Annotated in this window: 13 protein-coding genes; 11 read left to right on the top strand and 2 right to left on the bottom strand. The window is 57.2% G+C overall.

Features of this window, described 5'->3' with window-relative positions:
• The first annotated feature begins 179 nt into the window (after positions 1 to 179).
• Together BT119_RS21530 and BT119_RS21525 are read left to right on the top strand one after the other, a co-directional pair.
• On the top strand, positions 180 to 1,745 hold the full coding sequence (locus tag BT119_RS21530; protein ID WP_003436183.1) for a methyl-accepting chemotaxis protein: 1,566 nt from the start codon (positions 180 to 182) through the stop codon (positions 1,743 to 1,745).
• A gap of 748 nt (positions 1,746 to 2,493) precedes the next feature.
• A complete protein-coding gene (locus BT119_RS21525) occupies positions 2,494 to 3,018 on the top strand; it encodes a hypothetical protein (protein ID WP_161437909.1) in 525 nt (174 codons plus the stop codon).
• Between the two features lie 64 nt (positions 3,019 to 3,082).
• Here BT119_RS21525 and BT119_RS21520 read toward each other — a convergent pair whose 3' ends face one another.
• Positions 3,083 to 4,948, bottom strand: coding sequence for an autotransporter outer membrane beta-barrel domain-containing protein (locus BT119_RS21520; RefSeq protein WP_175550605.1), 1,866 nt, complete (start codon positions 4,946 to 4,948; stop codon positions 3,083 to 3,085).
• A gap of 768 nt (positions 4,949 to 5,716) precedes the next feature.
• Between BT119_RS21520 and BT119_RS21515 the strand changes: the two genes are divergently transcribed.
• Together BT119_RS21515 and BT119_RS21510 are read left to right on the top strand one after the other, a co-directional pair.
• The gene (locus BT119_RS21515) at positions 5,717 to 7,597 is read left to right on the top strand and encodes a hypothetical protein (protein WP_175550603.1); all 1,881 of its coding nucleotides are present in this window, start codon (positions 5,717 to 5,719) and stop codon (positions 7,595 to 7,597) included.
• Between the two features lie 51 nt (positions 7,598 to 7,648).
• The gene (locus BT119_RS21510) at positions 7,649 to 9,241 is read left to right on the top strand and encodes an Ig-like domain-containing protein (protein WP_080479790.1); all 1,593 of its coding nucleotides are present in this window, start codon (positions 7,649 to 7,651) and stop codon (positions 9,239 to 9,241) included.
• Between the two features lie 318 nt (positions 9,242 to 9,559).
• Here BT119_RS21510 and BT119_RS21500 read toward each other — a convergent pair whose 3' ends face one another.
• Positions 9,560 to 10,249 (bottom strand): alpha/beta family hydrolase, encoded by a 690-nt coding sequence (locus BT119_RS21500; protein WP_003436159.1) that lies wholly within the window; start codon positions 10,247 to 10,249, stop codon positions 9,560 to 9,562.
• A 674-nt stretch (positions 10,250 to 10,923) separates the two neighbouring features.
• Between BT119_RS21500 and ccoN the strand changes: the two genes are divergently transcribed.
• From ccoN to ccoG, 7 genes are all read left to right on the top strand, one after another.
• Positions 10,924 to 12,366, top strand: a complete 1,443-nt coding sequence (gene ccoN / locus BT119_RS21495; RefSeq protein ID WP_003370235.1) for a cytochrome-c oxidase, cbb3-type subunit I — start codon at positions 10,924 to 10,926, stop codon at positions 12,364 to 12,366.
• Positions 12,366 to 12,974, top strand: a complete 609-nt coding sequence (gene ccoO, locus BT119_RS21490; protein WP_003370233.1) for a cytochrome-c oxidase, cbb3-type subunit II — start codon at positions 12,366 to 12,368, stop codon at positions 12,972 to 12,974. Before ccoN ends, ccoO begins: the two co-directional genes overlap by 1 nt.
• 5 nt (positions 12,975 to 12,979) lie before the next feature.
• Positions 12,980 to 13,171 carry a CcoQ/FixQ family Cbb3-type cytochrome c oxidase assembly chaperone gene (locus BT119_RS21485; protein ID WP_044309082.1) on the top strand — a complete coding sequence of 64 codons (192 nt, stop codon included), beginning with the start codon at positions 12,980 to 12,982 and terminating at the stop codon, positions 13,169 to 13,171.
• Complete coding sequence (ccoP, locus tag BT119_RS21480; protein ID WP_060708028.1) at positions 13,168 to 14,145, top strand: cytochrome-c oxidase, cbb3-type subunit III; 978 nt, start codon at positions 13,168 to 13,170, stop codon at positions 14,143 to 14,145. The genes BT119_RS21485 and ccoP overlap by 4 nt, the downstream gene beginning before the upstream one ends.
• 125 nt (positions 14,146 to 14,270) lie before the next feature.
• The gene (locus tag BT119_RS21475) at positions 14,271 to 14,522 is read left to right on the top strand and encodes a type II toxin-antitoxin system prevent-host-death family antitoxin (RefSeq protein ID WP_003370228.1); all 252 of its coding nucleotides are present in this window, start codon (positions 14,271 to 14,273) and stop codon (positions 14,520 to 14,522) included.
• A complete protein-coding gene (locus tag BT119_RS21470) occupies positions 14,522 to 14,974 on the top strand; it encodes a type II toxin-antitoxin system VapC family toxin (protein WP_058397977.1) in 453 nt (150 codons plus the stop codon). Before BT119_RS21475 ends, BT119_RS21470 begins: the two co-directional genes overlap by 1 nt.
• Positions 14,975 to 15,038: 64 nt before the next feature.
• Positions 15,039 to 16,451 carry a cytochrome c oxidase accessory protein CcoG gene (gene ccoG / locus BT119_RS21465; protein ID WP_065349462.1) on the top strand — a complete coding sequence of 471 codons (1,413 nt, stop codon included), beginning with the start codon at positions 15,039 to 15,041 and terminating at the stop codon, positions 16,449 to 16,451.
• Positions 16,452 to 16,457: the final 6 nt, after the last annotated feature.

The raw sequence follows: 16,457 nt of genomic DNA, 5'->3' as shown, positions 1-16,457 counted from the left end.
TCTCTATAACCTCGCTCCTGCCCCGCCCACCTCAAGCCTGATGTATTACGGGCTGTTCACCTGTCCCATGCTGGCCTTACACGGCTGACGCTCCGGTCACTTGTCGCACGTCGCTCAATTTATCGACGTGCCCGCCGATAACCACGCCACAGTCTTCCGGATCGAAGGATCGAAATCCCATGCGCAACAACCAGCCCGTCACTCAACATGAGCGGACATTCCCTGCCGAACAACGACTGATTTCCACCACCGACACCCGAGGCACCATCACCTACTGCAACGATGCCTTTGTCGACATCAGTGGTTACAGCGAGGCTGAATTGCTGGGTGCTGCGCATAACACCGTACGTCATCCGGACGTACCGCCTGCAGTCTTCGAGCACATGTGGACCACGCTCAAGTCCGGGCAGCCGTGGATGGGCATCGTCAAGAACCGCTGCAAGAACGGCGATCATTATTGGGTCAATGCCTACGTGACGCCGGTACTGGAAAACCGCCAGGTGGTGGGTTTCGAGTCGGTACGTATCAAGCCGACCGCCGAACAGATCCGCCGTGCCGAGGCGCTTTACACCCGCCTCAACAAGGGCAAGAGCGCGGTACCAAACCGCGACAAGTGGCTGCCGGTACTTCAGGACTGGCTGCCGTTCATTCTGGTCAGCCAACTGAGCTTCCTGATCGGCGTGTGGCTCAATTCACACTGGGGTTTTGCATTGGCTGCGGCGTTGTCGGTACCGCTCGGCCTGCTGGGGCTTTCCTGGCAGCAGCGTGGCACCAAACGCTTGTTACGCCTGGCCGAACAGACCACTTCCGACCCGTTGATCGCGCAGATGTACACTGACAGCCGTGGCCCGCAAGCGCGTCTGGAAATGTCGATCCTCAGCCAGGAAGCGCGCATGAAAACCTGCCTGACGCGTTTGCAGGACACCGCCGAACACCTGAACAGTCAGGCCCGCCAGTCCAACTCGCTGGCCAATGCCAGTTCGATCGGGCTGGAACGTCAGCGTGTGGAAACCGAGCAGGTTGCCGCCGCCATCAACCAGATGGCCGCCACCACTCAGGAAGTCGCCAATCACGTAAACCGTGCCGCTGATGCCACCCAGCAGGCCAACGAACTGACGCGTCGCGGTCGCGATATCGCCGGTGAAACCCGCGAAGCCATTCAGCGCCTGTCCACCTCGGTGGGCGAAACCGGCCTGACCGTGACCCGCTTGGCCAAGGACAGCGATGAAATCGGCGGCGTGGTCGATGTGATCAAAGGCATTGCCGACCAAACCAACCTGCTGGCGCTCAACGCCGCGATCGAAGCGGCGCGCGCCGGTGAGATGGGTCGCGGCTTTGCGGTTGTGGCAGATGAAGTGCGTCAGCTCGCGCAACGCACCGCCGAGTCCACCGGACAGATTCATGGCCTGATCGCCAAACTGCAGCAGACTGCAACCGACGCGGTTCACACCATGGACACCGGTCGCCGTCAGGCCGAAGAAGGCGTAGCCCGGGTACTGGAGGCAGATCAGGCGCTGGTGGGCATCAGCGAGGCCGTCGCCAATATCACCGACATGACCACGCAAATCGCCACCGCCACGGAAGAGCAAAGCGCCGTGGCCGAGGAAATCAATCGCAACATCGCCACCATCGCCAGTCTGGCAGATCAGACCTCTGACGAAGCGCGTCGCTCTGCCGTATTAAGTGGTGAACTGACCGACACGGCCAACTCACAGTATTCACTGGTAGAGCGGTTTAATCGCTAAGGCCTGAGACTGTATGCCAAGCCTCGACAAACTTCGGTTGGTCGGGGCTTTTTTATGAGCGTCAATAGTGTGCAGTGTTAGCACTCCCTTCAAATCTGACAGAACTTGAGAAGCCATCTGAAGAACGTGCAGGATATTTTTTAACACCTTCAATGACAGCAATGCAGTACTTTTATCTATTGACAGTGGACGCATACTCCGATTAGTTGAAATCCAGTTGATGCGGTAGTTATTTATTACCCCTTACGCCAACATGCAGATCGTTTTCAGCAAAGCATTGCTGTTCGGTCTGAACACCCCGGCACCGTCAATACAAGTTTAAACACAGCAGCCTACATTTCCGCCCACAACCTTGACGGCCTCGCACGCTAACGCGTGCGAGACCCTAATGATAAAGTTGAGTGAATATTCCTACGCAGGAGTGGGAATTCAGCCAAAACCTACTTTTTCACCTTCTGTAAGACTTATCTGTAGTTAATGTCCTACAGGTATTTCACACACAAAAAGCCCTGAAAGAACACCCACACCAAGCCACACCCTTTATTTACAGCATCTCCAACACTAACGAGTGATAACTCACTGTGCACATGATACCAAATGTAACTGCATAACCTCACACAAGCTTGGCGTGTCTTTGATATCGGCAGACACTTGACCTGAACACTTATGTGCCTTGTAATAATTCCGTTGCCGACAACTGCCGGCACGCACATAACAACTCAACTTAATGTCAATAAAAGAGTTTACGATGGATAAACAACAATCCACGGATGTAGCGGCGCGCACCCAAAAAGAAAAAAACACTCCCGACAGCGCGAGCACTGTTCAAGAAGCCCCACCCCACGAGAGCCGCTACCGACACGCGAGCCCTCTCCATCTTCCATCCGATATTTCCAACACGCTGAAAGCACCTGTGCTGCCTAACATCGATCCTGATTCCATCAGTCACGAACAGGCACATGCGGGCATTACCATCCATATCCCCGGGTCAGTCAAAATGTGCTGGGGTGACGAAATCCATTTCTATTGGGGTAAAAACCTGTCATCGACAACGCTTTTCCATCGGGTAGGCGAAAACAGCGTGGTACGTGTGCTGTGTATTTCCTACACTTTCACACCCTATATTCAGTACGGTCTGGTTGACCTGTATTACGAGCTTTATCGTGACCATCGCCTGATCGGCACATCGCCAGTGTTACGGGTGAACGTCAACTACGCGGTGCCTGTCACCTCCCGACAGAAACAACGCAAACGCAGGTTTACCGATCATTAACCGAAAAGCCCCCGGTGATCATTCACCGGGGGCTCTGGTGTTACTCAGGCACTGGCCTTAAGGATCAGAATGCCAGGCGTAACCCCACATTCGCTCCCCAGGGTTGCTCGATATGCCGACCTTTCATGTAATCGAAGTCTGCGTGCAGTTTCAGACGCTCGGACAGCGACACCGATACCCCGGCGCCCAGTTCGCCGCGCGAACCGAACAGGCTGTTATCGAATTTCACATCGTTGGCTTTCACCTCGTTGCGGCGCGAAAACTCCTGTGCAACGGCGACGCGCACATAAGGCTGCAATACTCCGCCATCCTTGAGCGCGACACTGCGGCCCAGCGAGGTGCCCACCTTGCCCAATACCGATTGGGTCTGATCGTTCTTCGCTTTCATGCCGTTGTCCAGGCGCAGTTCCTGTCCCTGAACGACGACACTGGACAACTGAGCGAACGGTTCGAGAAAGTAATCGTCCGCCAGTTTGATGTGGCGGCCGAACTCTACCCACCCCCCTACCCCGTTGTTGGTATAGTCACCCTTGGCCTTGCTTGCATCGCTCATGGCAACATCTGCCTTGTTGCGAAAGCGGTTGAGTTTGAGCACGCCGTCAACGTAGTAGCCATCGTCCGACAGCCAGGTGGCATAGGCGCCTGCATAGTAGCTGTCGACTTTACCCGTAGTACCACGGCTCAAATCGATACCGGACGTGCTGTACCCTCCCAGCACACCGACCACCAGTTGGCCGTTGCTGACCTCGACGGGCGCATCGGCCCCCAGCGACAGGCCACTTTGCTTCTGCCGATAGTCGACACCGTCACTGGTCGTGGCATTCAGCCTGTTGCCATAGGCGCGCATCCAGCCGCCCGCCCTGCCGCTAGCACGAACCTCACCCATGCGCGAACGCAGGGTAGAGAGCTCACTCATCCAGATGGCAGGTGCCGCGCTGTAAAGGGCAAGCGCGCTCTGGGTCGAGGGGCTTATGACCTTGTCTTTACCGACGATGAACCAGTCATTGCCCTGCTGTTCCAGCAAATACGAATAGGCGCCGAGGTCGACCCGCCCGCCCAGCAGGCTGAATTGCGCGTCGCCACCTTCGGTATGCACCACCTTGAGCGGTGCCATGTCAGCAGACACAACCTCCACCCCCGTGTTGCGCACCTGCAAGCCGAACTGTCCACTGGCCTGGCCGTTGACGTCGATGAGATCTCCGACACCGTTGTCCAGATCCACGCGCAAGCCAAACGTGCCGCCCCCTGACAACTCATTCAGCGAAAGTGTATGAAAGCCTTCGCCAGCAAACGCCACGCTGCCGCCATGCAGGGAAAGCGACCTGACGGCATTGTCGCCCTGCATCTGCCAGTGACTGCCCGAGGTAATCGCCAGACGGTTGCCATTGACGATGTTGCCGTTCAATTGTGCGTCGTTTTGCAGCGTGATGTTCAGGGTGCTGGTGTCATCGGCGATAAGGTCGCCGTTTAGGGTGCTGTTATCGACGTTGAAGTTGACAGTGCTGTGATCTTCCACCTCCAGCAGGTTGCCATTTCCGGCCCATAGCTCGGAATGGTTTTGCACAGCAATGTCGGCCTCGATGTCGAGTGCAACGCGCTGGTTTACTTTGATGGCGGCCCCGGCCAAACCCTGGACTATCGATCGGTCAATCACAGCAACGGACTTGTTTCCGACCAGTATTCCGGCTTGGGATCCATCTACCAGATGGATTCCATTCATGTCGCCTGTCACATGACTGTTGTCGGCGATCAGCACATTGGCGCCAGAAACAGAAATCCCCTGGCCACTTTTGCTTTGCGACGCAAACCCGCGCACATCGGTATTGAAAATACTCAGCGCCCCCCACAACCCGACTGAAATACCGTCGCCCGATCCCGATACATCGCTTGAATGAGCCGATACCGTGGAGCCAGGGTTGATAGAGCCCATCACTCCATGAAGAACGATGCCGCTACCTGTCGCGTTTTTCACGGTAGCGTTGGAGAGATTACCCAACGCATCGGAAAGGCTGATACCGCTCTCAACCACGCCGGACTGAATATTGACCGTAGCGTCTCTCACGACCACCTGGTCTGCTCGCCCACCGACAATATTAAGAACACTTTGATCACCAATGTGATAAGAATCGAAAGGAGTATCAGGACCTACGGTAATGATTTCAGCCCGTCTAACGGTTTCATCTGGCAACTCTTCATCCGGCCACAATCCGGTGACTGCTGCAGTGTCTAAAGGCAGACCATTATTATCGCCCGATGCCGCTGCCGACGCCTGTACATTAGCGAGAGCGCCAAAAGCAATCACGGCAAGTTGAAACGCGCCACCCCGCGACTTAACGACGTTACTTTTTCTACTAGACACCGTCCATCTCCTCGTTTTTTTGAGAGTGGAAAGATAGCTTACTTAATTCATAAACCCTGGCCCTGTTCAATACCCAAAACGTAGGAGCCTTCCCAAAATAATATAAGAAGTTTCTTACAGCGAGCATCCAAATGGGCGCCAAGCAAAAAACTCTCAAACTAATTAAATAATCTCCACACAACCACTTGACCAGCCCACCAAAACCCTATTACGTCCAATTTTGACTGAGAACATGATTGACTCTTTCGCCAAGTACCAACCCAAAAAATCTCATTCAGAAACACGTTCGAAAAAAAGTAGGAAATCCCCTACAAAATTTTAATGATAAGGCCTCTACACATGAAAAATTGCTCAAACAACTATCTCCCAACACCTGTTTCAATTTCCGGAAACAGGCATAGAAACTTGAATCTTGTATTGGCTGCACCCGATATTGCAGTCGCATTTCATGATCAGGATACGCCAGGGCTCATACCGGTCGCTGAGGCATCACAACCGTTGACGGTCGATCTCGTTGTATGGCCAGCGGCACTTCCTGGTTACACATATCAACTGCTGTTCAACAGTATCGCGACTGGCCCCCAAAAACTGATTCTGCCCTCACATGCACCAGGAGACCCCCTGCACTTGGAGATCCCGGCCGAGCTGTTGCTGGAAGGTTTCCACGATGTCGCGTACGTCGTTGTCAATCCGATCAATCAGGTAGAACAGAGATCGGAAATTTTCCGGATTCAGATCGACCGGACAGCGCCAGGCGCTCCGGAGCTTGCTGCCATACAGTTCCCAGCCGAGATTCAGAACGGTCTGACTGCCGCCGAGCTCGATCAACTGGGTGGCCAACTTGATGTGCAGATTCCCGGCTACACCGGTATGGCCAAGCATGACCGCATTCTGACCAGGTGGGGAGATATCGTAGGCCCCACTGCCGTCGTCAACGAAACCGACATGGGTCTGGACAAGGTCTCGGTCACTTTTACACGAGCGTTTCTGCAAACGTTGGGGGAGGAAGAAAAGCAGGTGTGTTACCAGGTCATCGACCGTGCAGGTAACCCTTCAATCCTCTCGAACACTGTAGCGGTGAAATTAAGGCTGAACGACTTGCCTTCTGATTATCCGGCACCTGTCATTGATCAAGCGGTAGGCGATCTGATTGATTATCTGGAAGCTCAGGCCGGCGTATTGGTCGACATCCCCCATTATCCAGGCGCGGCAGCGCTTGATAGCATCCAGCTATTCTGGGGCACCAATAATCCCTTGACCCCTGTCTTCGTTGCACCTGGCGACGAAAATGAAGCCGTCATACTCACGTTGAAACTGCCATTTGAGGCCATTGCCCAAGGTCCGCAAGGCGACACCGCGGTTCATTATGAAGTGTTTCGCAACGGCGAACTGACCGGCACATCGCTGGACACCCACATAAACGTTTTTACAACACTTCCCTTCCCCACCCCCTTGAACAATTTGACGATACAAGGGACGAGCGTACAAAACCCGAACACCCAGGACAACTTCATCGACGAAGACGATTACGAGTTGAACGGCAGAGGCGTAGTGCTCTGGAATACGGGATTCGAAATCAATGATGATTTGAACCTGTACTGGGGCAATCAGTTAAAAACGCAGTGGTATCAAATACGGTCTAGCGACGTTGCAGCGGCAAGAGACTTGATTATTCCGATTGATAACGAGCTGATGAAGTTGCAAGGCACTGGCGAGGCCATTCCGGTGTACTTCACAGTCACGCGTACAGGAAACCCAAACAGTATGACGAGTCCGACTCAGCCTGTAACAGTACGGTCTCGAGAAGAGCAACCCGGTGGCGAAAACGGATTGACCGGGCCCACGTTCAATCTCACGTCCAACGGAGTGCTGGGGCCCAATGAAAATCCAGACGGTGCCGATGTAAAAGTCTCACCTTATGTAAATATTGCCGAGGGCCAGAAGATCACCTTCACGTTCAAGGGTTTTGACGACTTCAACAATCCCATCGAAGCCGCTACTTATGTGACGACTCGTAAGCTCGATGAAGTGGATGTTGTGCAAGGGCATGTATTCAAGGTCCCTCAGATCAACACACTGCTTATTTGCACAGGGTTTGCGGAGGCGAGTTATACCGTCGACCCTGTCGAAGGCAGCAATCAAAGTCCGGCAACCTCCACGGTCACTCGCGTCATCGTGCATATGCTTAAACCTACCGACTTTACCTGTCTGAGTCGCTAAACCGTTGCGGGCTCACAAGGCCCGCAACTTTTACACGTAGAAGGAACGCCCATGTATAACCTTGCGACTGAAAAAAAAGAAAACGTGCTGACTTCGCCAGTCATCGCAGCCGCCTTGAACGGTGGACTATTACCCGTCGACAGTTTGAACATGCCCCTCGAAGTGCTGTTGAACGTCTGGCAAGGCGCGCGCCCCGGCTATACCTATCAGCTGTACTTCGATGGAGTGCTTATTGGTCTCAAGAAAGAGATACTGCTTTCGCAGATGCCAGGTGACGACCTCATGCTGCACATTCCATCCGAGCTGTTGACGGAAGGTCGTCACTCGGTGGCTTACGCGGTCGAAAACCCGATCAATATGGTCGTCGAGTTTTCTGCCGAGACAGTTGTAATCGTAGACCTTACCCCGCCTGGCGATCCGCTGCTGGCCCCCATCATTTTTCCCACGCAGGTACAGAACGGTCTGACCTCAGAAGAACTGCAAACCATGGGTAACCTGCTTTCAGGGACGATTGCCAGCTACAACGGCATGCAGGAGGGCGATGTTGTCCGCACCTACTGGAATGATCTGCCCGGTCCGATGGCGGTGGTGAGCAGTGATGACGTGGGTCTTAAACGAACAATGGTCGACTTCGCCAGGCCGTTTCTGGAGTTGATCGGCGACATTGAGGCGCCGGTTTACTACACGATTACAGATCTGGCAGGGAATCTGTCCATGGCCTCGGAGTCGGTGGACGTGAAGCTGCAACTCGCGCAAGCAACGCCCCTGCCCACCCCAACCATAAAAGAAGCCATCGGCACCATACTCGACCCGGCCAACGCTTCATCCGGTGCAACCGTGGTGATCGACGCCACCGCCAACCTGAAAGCCGGCGATCAGGTGATCGTGCAATGGCAAGGGCCGAACGGCAGTGACACCCAGGAAAAGACCCTGTCGAGCGCAGAAGCCGGCAAGACGCTGGAGATGCTGTTTGCGTTTGCTCTGGTAACGGCAAACGCCGGGCAGACGGTGGCGATTTCTTATGTGGTCAATCGCGTCAACGGTCTGGTGCAGGTATCCGGCACGCTGGCCTTGCAGATTCTGGCGGCGCAGCCCGAGTTGCTGCTGGATACCTCGCCGGTCACGCTGGCCGGCAAGGTGTATCTGCTTCCGGGCTCGCCGGACCTGTTGCCGAACTTCCCGTCCGATACCACCCTTCTGCGTCAGGCCAGTGGCGGACAGGCACCCTATCAGTACGCTTCGAGCGACCCGCTGGTCGCGAAAGTGGACAGCAATGGCCTGACCTCGGTTCGAGGCAACGGCACAGCCACCATTACGGCGACCGATGCTTCGGGCGCGAGTAAAAGCTACCTGATCACCGTCACCGGCGTCATCCATTGCATCGGTCTGGGCAGCGGCAGCTTTTCTCAGATCAGCAAAAACGCGGGCAACAACAGCGCGAGGATTCCGACCATTCACGAACTGGTGGAGATCTATAACCTGTACGGCAATCGCTGGCCGATGGGCAACGGCAACTATTGGTCGTCGACTGTTTCAAGCGCCGGCATCGGCGGATGGAACTGGTATTACGTGAAAAACATGGTCACTGGCGGCAACTTCAAACTGAAGAGTCACAATTCCAGTCTCGGCGTAGGCATCAGATGACCGATTGCTGAACCCATTGTTCATCCGGCAGGGCGTTGCGCTAAAGGCGTAACGCCCTGTCACCGTTTTCAGGAGTTTCCCAGGGCCAGCCCATGCACCGTCCGACTCCCTCACGCCAACGCTGCGTTCAACCTGCAACCCATGAAGGCCGCTTTGCCGCGAGCATCAACTCACAGCCTTTCAGGACGTCCTCACTGACAGGTCGGCTGACGCTGAGATCGGAGCTGGAACAGTCCCCCGCTCAGTGGATATGGCAGGTCATCGCCGACGGCAAGGTGGGTAAAATGCGAACCACCATCGGCCTGCCTTGCCGGTGACTCAGGCGCGCAGGAAACCGGCAATCTCTCTCGCGGACTCAGCCAGGCAGTGCTCATGGCTGATACCCGCGACCTTCAGGGGTTTGAGGTCGTGATTGGCAGTCGGCAACCAGTGCAGCCGAATGGCACTCGACAATGCATAGCCTTCTACGGCTTCGCGATTGCCTAGCGCGTCGCGTTCGCCCTGCACGATCAGCGTGGGTGTCTTAAGGTCGGCCAGATGCGCCACGCGTGGTTTTTCAGGCTTGCCCACGGCGTAGAACGGATACCCTAGACACACCAGCGCATCGACCTCAAGCTCATCGGCGATCAGGCTGGCCATCCGCCCGCCCATTGATTTGCCGCCGACCGCCAGACGCCCGCGGATGTGAGCACGCACACAGGCGAACACCTCTCTCCAGCATTCCAGCAATTGTGCCTGTGGATTGGGTGGACGCTTGCTGCCGCCCCGACGCCGCTGCGCCATGTAAGGAAACTCGAAGCGCAGGACGCTGATACCTTGCGCCGCCAGATCAGCCGCCATGCGGTTCATGAAGTCGCTGTCCATCGGTGCACCTGCACCATGCGCCAGCAACAGGGTCGGCGCGTCCAGCGCACCCGCAAGTTGCGCGGGCGTCCACAGCCAGCCTCTTTCACTGACCAGCTGCAGCCATTGATCCTGACCGATACCGGGCTTAAAGCCGTTGCTCATGTTTGCCTCATTCAGGTGGGTCGCAAAGTAGCCCATCACTATAGCGGCGAACCGGGTCGCGAATCCCGTACGAATCGCGAGCGCACGGCGCATCGAGACGCCCCGCCCCGTCGGACAGCCGCCATTCAGGTCTGCCCGGGTACTCTGTCAAGGTGCACTAGGTAAAGTACCCAGGCGATGAGCGCCCCAAACCTGACACCGCCGGGCGGTTTCATTGACGGCACTGGCCTCGCACATTGCAACAACACCGCTGAGTCGGTCACCAGAGTCATATGCCTGCTCAGGCCGATTTGCTGGGCAATGACAGGTGTTACTGCCGACTGAACATACGTGACAGTCTTTGCGCGGGTCCTGATCAACTCGTCTGTACGCGAAGGTCGCCACCGCTGTGTTCCAGTCCAGCGGCGATGCGTGAACTCCGCACCCTGCAACGGGGTGCGGAATACTCGCTGACGCATTGCGCAGCATCTTTTCGTACAGAACCTGCGACTTCCCACACCCCCTGTTTCAACGCTAAACTCGTGACACGCGTCTGCCGCAGCCCTTTGACGCTCATTGATGTGCCTGTCTGTTCCTGCCCCTGCCTCTTCGGTGTGCTTCGATGCGATTGCCAGCGCTGCATCGCCCTGGCCCGATTACGTCTGCGGTAACCCTCTGAATCGTGGAAGTCTGCAATGAGCACAACAATCAGTCCTACAACCTACAACTACACCGTGGTGCGCCAGTTTGCCATCATGGCTGTGGTCTGGGGTGTGGTCGGCATGAGCCTGGGCGTGTTCATTGCTTCGCAACTGGTCTGGCCAGGGCTGAACCTGGAACTTGAATGGACCACCTTCGGACGCCTGCGCCCGCTGCACACCAATCTGGTGATCTTTGCCTTCGGCGGCTGCGCGCTGTTCGCCACCTCTTATTACGTGGTGCAACGCACTTGCCAGACGCGGCTGATTTCCGATGGTCTGGCGGCCTTCACCTTCTGGGGCTGGCAGGCCGTGATCGTCGGCGCCATCGTGACCCTGCCGATGGGCTACACCACCACCAAGGAATATGCCGAGCTCGAATGGCCGGTGGCGATTCTGCTGGCCATCGTCTGGGCCGCCTACGCTGCAGTGTTTTTCGGCACCATCGTCAAACGCCGCACCCGGCATATCTACGTCGCCAACTGGTTCTACGGCGCGTTCATCGTGGTGACCGGCATGCTGCACATCGTCAACCATATCTCGTTGCCGGTCAGCCTGTTCAAATCCTATTCGGCCTACGCTGGCGCGACCGACGCCATGATCCAGTGGTGGTACGGACACAATGCCGTCGGTTTTTTCCTGACCACCGGTTTTCTCGGCATGATGTATTACTTCGTGCCCAAGCAGGCCGAGCGCCCGGTCTACTCCTATCGTTTATCCATCGTGCATTTCTGGGCATTGATCACCCTGTATATCTGGGCCGGTCCGCACCATCTGCACTACACCGCGCTGCCGGACTGGGCGCAGTCGCTGGGCATGGTCATGTCGATCATTCTGCTGGTGCCCAGCTGGGGCGGGATGATCAACGGCATGATGACGCTGTCGGGCGCGTGGCATAAGTTGCGGACCGATTCGATACTGCGCTTTCTGGTGGTCTCGCTGGCGTTCTATGGCATGTCGACCTTCGAAGGCCCGATGATGGCAATCAAGACCGTCAACTCGCTTTCGCACTACACGGACTGGACCATCGGCCATGTCCACGCCGGGGCGCTGGGCTGGGTCGCGATGATTACCATCGGGTCGATCTACCACATGATTCCGAAACTCTATGCCCGACCGCATATGTACAGCGTCAGCCTGATCAACACGCACTTCTGGCTCGCGACCGTCGGCACCGTGCTTTACATCACCTCGATGTGGGTCAATGGCATCACCCAGGGCCTGATGTGGCGCGCGGTGAACGACGATGGCACGTTGACCTATTCCTTCATCGAAACCATGCAGGCCAGCCACTTGGGCTATATCGTGCGGGCCATCGGCGGCGCGATTTTCACCAGCGGTATGTTGCTGATGGCCTACAACGTCGTGCGTACGATACGTGCCTCGGACCCGCAGGCGGCCGAGGCGGCCACCCGTATCGCAGTCGCGGGGGCGCATTGATGAAGCATGATGCGCTGGAAAAAAACATCGGCCTGCTGGCCTTCTTCATGGTGATTGCCGTGAGCATCGGCGGACTGACGCAGATCGTCCCGCTGTTTTTTCAGGACGTGACCAACCAGCCTATCGAGGGCATGAAGCCACGCAGCGCGCTTGAGGTGGAAGGCCGTGATGTATTCATCGCCAACGGCTGCGTCGGTTGCCACTCGCAGATGATCCGACCGCTGCGCGCCGAAACCGAGCGCTACGGGCATTACTCGGTGGCAGGCGAAAGCGTCTGGGATCATCCTTTCCTGTGGGGCTCCAAACGCACCGGGCCGGACCTGGCACGGATCGGCGGTCGTTACTCGGACGAGTGGCACCGTGTACACCTGAACAACCCGCGCGACCTGGTCCCGACCTCGATCATGCCGGCTTATCCGTTTCTGGCCGAGAAGACCATCGACAGCACGCAGACTGCGAAAAAGCTGCAGGTGCTGCGTACCCTCGGCACCCCTTACACCGACACGGATATCGCCGGTGCGGCGGCTGCGGTACAGGGCAAGACCGAAATGGACGCGCTGGTGGCCTATCTGCAAGGCCTCGGCACGCTCATCAAGAGCAAACGGTGAACATGATGGACATCGGAATGATTCGAGGCCTTGGCACACTGGTCGTGATGGTGGCGTTCATCGGCCTGATGCTGTGGGTGTTCAGCCCTGCCCGCAAGGCAGACTTCGACGACGCGACACTGCTGCCTTTTGCGGATGATCCCGAGGCCATCGGCAAGGTCGAGCGCGCCAGAGCTGAACGGGAAGACCAACCATGAGTACGTTCTGGAGCCTGTACGTCGCGGTCCTGACCCTGGGCACCATCATCGCCATGCTCTGGCTGCTGCTGTCCACGCGCAAAGGTCAGCCCGACGAACCGACAGATGAAACCGTCGGCCATACGTTCGACGGTATCGAGGAATACGACAACCCATTGCCCAGATGGTGGTTCTACCTGTTTCTGGCGACCATCGTCTTTGCGCTGGGCTATCTGCTCCTGTACCCGGGACTGGGCAACTGGCAGGGTTTGCTGCCGGGTTATGAATACCGGGACCAAGACAGCAAGACGCAATTCGCCGACGGCCAGCAAGGCTGGACCAGTGTCCACGAATGGGAGCGGGAAGTGGCAAACGCCGAAGCCCGTTACGGGCCGCTGTTTGCCAAGTACGCCGCCATGCCCGTCGAGGAAGTGGCCAAAGATCCGCAGGCGTTGAAAATCGGTGCTCGCCTGTTTGCGTCCAACTGCTCGGTCTGCCACGGCTCTGACGCAAAAGGCGCCTATGGCTTTCCCAATCTGACCGATGCCGACTGGCGTTGGGGCGGCGATGCGCAGGCGATCAAGACCTCCATCCTCGCCGGGCGTATGGGCGTGATGCCGGCTCTGGGCAGCGTGCTCGGCGAACAGGGTGTTCGCGATGTGGCGGCCTACGTGCTGACGCAGCTGGACGCCCGTCCGCTACCGGAGGATGCGAAAGCTGACCCGGTGGCCGGACAAAAGACCTTCGCCAGCCTGTGCGTTGCCTGTCATGGGCCAGAGGGCAAGGGAATGCCGATTCTCGGCGCGCCGGACCTGACCCACCCCAGTGCGTTTATCTACGGTTCCAGCTTCGCTCAGTTGCAGCAGACCATTCGTGATGGCCGCCAGGGCCAGATGCCTGCTCAGCAAGCACTGCAAGGCAATGACCGCGTTCACATTCTGGCTGCCTATGTTTACAGCCTGTCCCGCCAGGAGCAGCCACCTGAATCCAGATGACAGAGCTCCGGTCAGCCTGTGAACGTAGCATTCCGAAAGAACAAATTCTTTGTAGTTACATCTCTACATGACTAGACTCGTTCACGACCACGACACTCTGTCTACTCATTCTGGAAGTCGCGCACATGCCCACTACCCTCTCCAGCCGTGAATTCAATCAGGACACCAGCGGGGCCAAGAAAGCGGCTAACGAAGGTCCGGTGTTCATTACCGACCGCGGCCGCCCGGCCCATGTGCTGCTTTGCATCGAGGATTACCTGAAGCTGACCGGCAGTGCGGCAAGCATCGCCGACATGCTGATAATGCCCACTGACATCGATATCGAGTTCGAGCCTCAGCGCGCCGTGATCACGCCCCGACAGGTTGATCTGTCCTGATGTTCCTGCTCGACACCAACGTGGTTTCAGAGCTCAGAAAGCGCACTGCAGACGCTAATGTGCTGCGCTGGTCGCGAACGCAGATGGCCTCCAGCCTGTTCATCTCGTCCATCACGATTCTTGAACTCGAAACAGGTATCCTGCGCATCGAACGCCGCGACCCGGCACAGGGCGCAGCATTGCGAATGTGGCTTGAGCAGCATGTAATGAAGGCGTTCGCCGGACGTATCCTGACAGTCGACACTCAGGTCGCAAGGCGCTGCGCGCAATTGCACGTTCCCGACCCGCGCAGCGAAAGCGATGCGCTGATCGCCGCCACTGCGCTGGTGCATGGCATGACCGTGGTCACACGCAACACAATGGACTTTCAGTCGTGCGGGGTCGCGCTGCTCAATCCCTGGGTCACTCAGTTGAATGAACAAGCGGCCGTTTATTCACGGGCATCACGTTGAACGCGGGGGTGAACCTGCCAGACCTTTATAGGCCGGGGCCAGGCCACCGCCGCTGGACTCATCGATGACCAAGCAGATTCCAGTACACGACATCACCCCGGCATCCGAAATAAACGGCGAATTCACCGACCTCTACGCTTCGCGCGAGAAAATCCAGACCCGCGCGTTCAAGGGTCTGTTTCGAAATGTGCGGATGCTCGGCGGCGCCCTGTTGCTGCTTATCTTCTTCGGCACGGTCTGGCTGAATCGAAGCGGGCATCAGGCGGTCTGGTGGAACCTGCCGGAACGCAAGTTCTACATCTTCGGCGCGACGTTCTGGCCACAGGATTTCATCCTCTTGTCCGGCATTCTGATCGTTGCAGCGTTCGGGCTGTTCTTCATCACCGTTTATGCCGGCCGGGTCTGGTGTGGCTATACCTGCCCGCAGAGTGTCTGGACCTGGATCTTCATGTGGTGCGAGAAAGTCACTGAAGGCGACCGCAACCAGCGCATCAGGCTCGACCATGCCCCGGTGAGTGCCGGCAAACTGCTGCGCAAGTTCGCCAAGCACAGCCTGTGGCTGCTGATCGGGCTTGCCACCGGCATGACCTTCGTCGGGTATTTCTCACCCATCCGCGCGCTGTGCGTGGATCTGTTCACGGGCCAGGCGGATGGCTGGGCCTATTTCTGGGTCGGTTTCTTTACCCTGGCCACTTACCTGAATGCCGGCTGGCTGCGCGAACAGGTATGCATTTACATGTGCCCCTATGCGCGATTCCAGAGCGTGATGTTCGACAAGGACACGCTGATCATCTCCTACGACCAGAATCGTGGCGAAGCCCGAGGCCCGCGCAAGAAGGAGGCTGATCCTCAGGCACTGGGGCTGGGTGACTGCATCGACTGCACGATGTGCGTGCAGGTCTGCCCGACCGGCATCGACATTCGTGACGGCCTGCAGGTGGAGTGCATCAGCTGTGCGGCGTGCGTCGATGCCTGCGATACGGTCATGGACAAGATGGACTACCCTCGCGGCCTGATTCGCTACACCACCGAACACAATCTGTCCGGGCAACGCACCCGCACTCTGCGCCCACGTCTGGTCGGTTATGCGCTGGTCCTGCTGCTGATGATTGCGCTGCTGACGGCTGCTTTCTGCATGCGCACGCTGGTGGGTCTGGAGGTCAGCAAGGACCGCATGCTGTTCCGGGAAAACGCCGAAGGCCGGATCGAAAACGTCTACAGCCTGAAAGTGATGAACAAGGATCAGGTGGACCACACCTATGTGCTGCAGGCCAGCGGCCTGCCCGACCTGAGGCTGCAGGGCCGTCGGGAAATCAGTGTCCCGGCGGGCGAAATCGTCAGCCTGCCGGTGGAGCTGTCCAGTGCGCCGGAAAAACTGCCGTCGCACAGCAACGAGGTAACCTTTACCCTCAAGGACATCGACAGCGATACTCAGGTCGAGACCCAAAGCCGCTTCCTCGGCCCACCCATTCGTTAAGAGCAC

The sequence above is a fragment of the Pseudomonas sp. NFACC10-1 genome, assembly GCF_900119195.1.
GTDB lineage: Bacteria > Pseudomonadota > Gammaproteobacteria > Pseudomonadales > Pseudomonadaceae > Aquipseudomonas > Aquipseudomonas cerasi.
The sequence above is the reverse complement of the archived record's forward strand: the minus strand, read 5'-3'. Positions and strand labels throughout refer to the sequence as shown.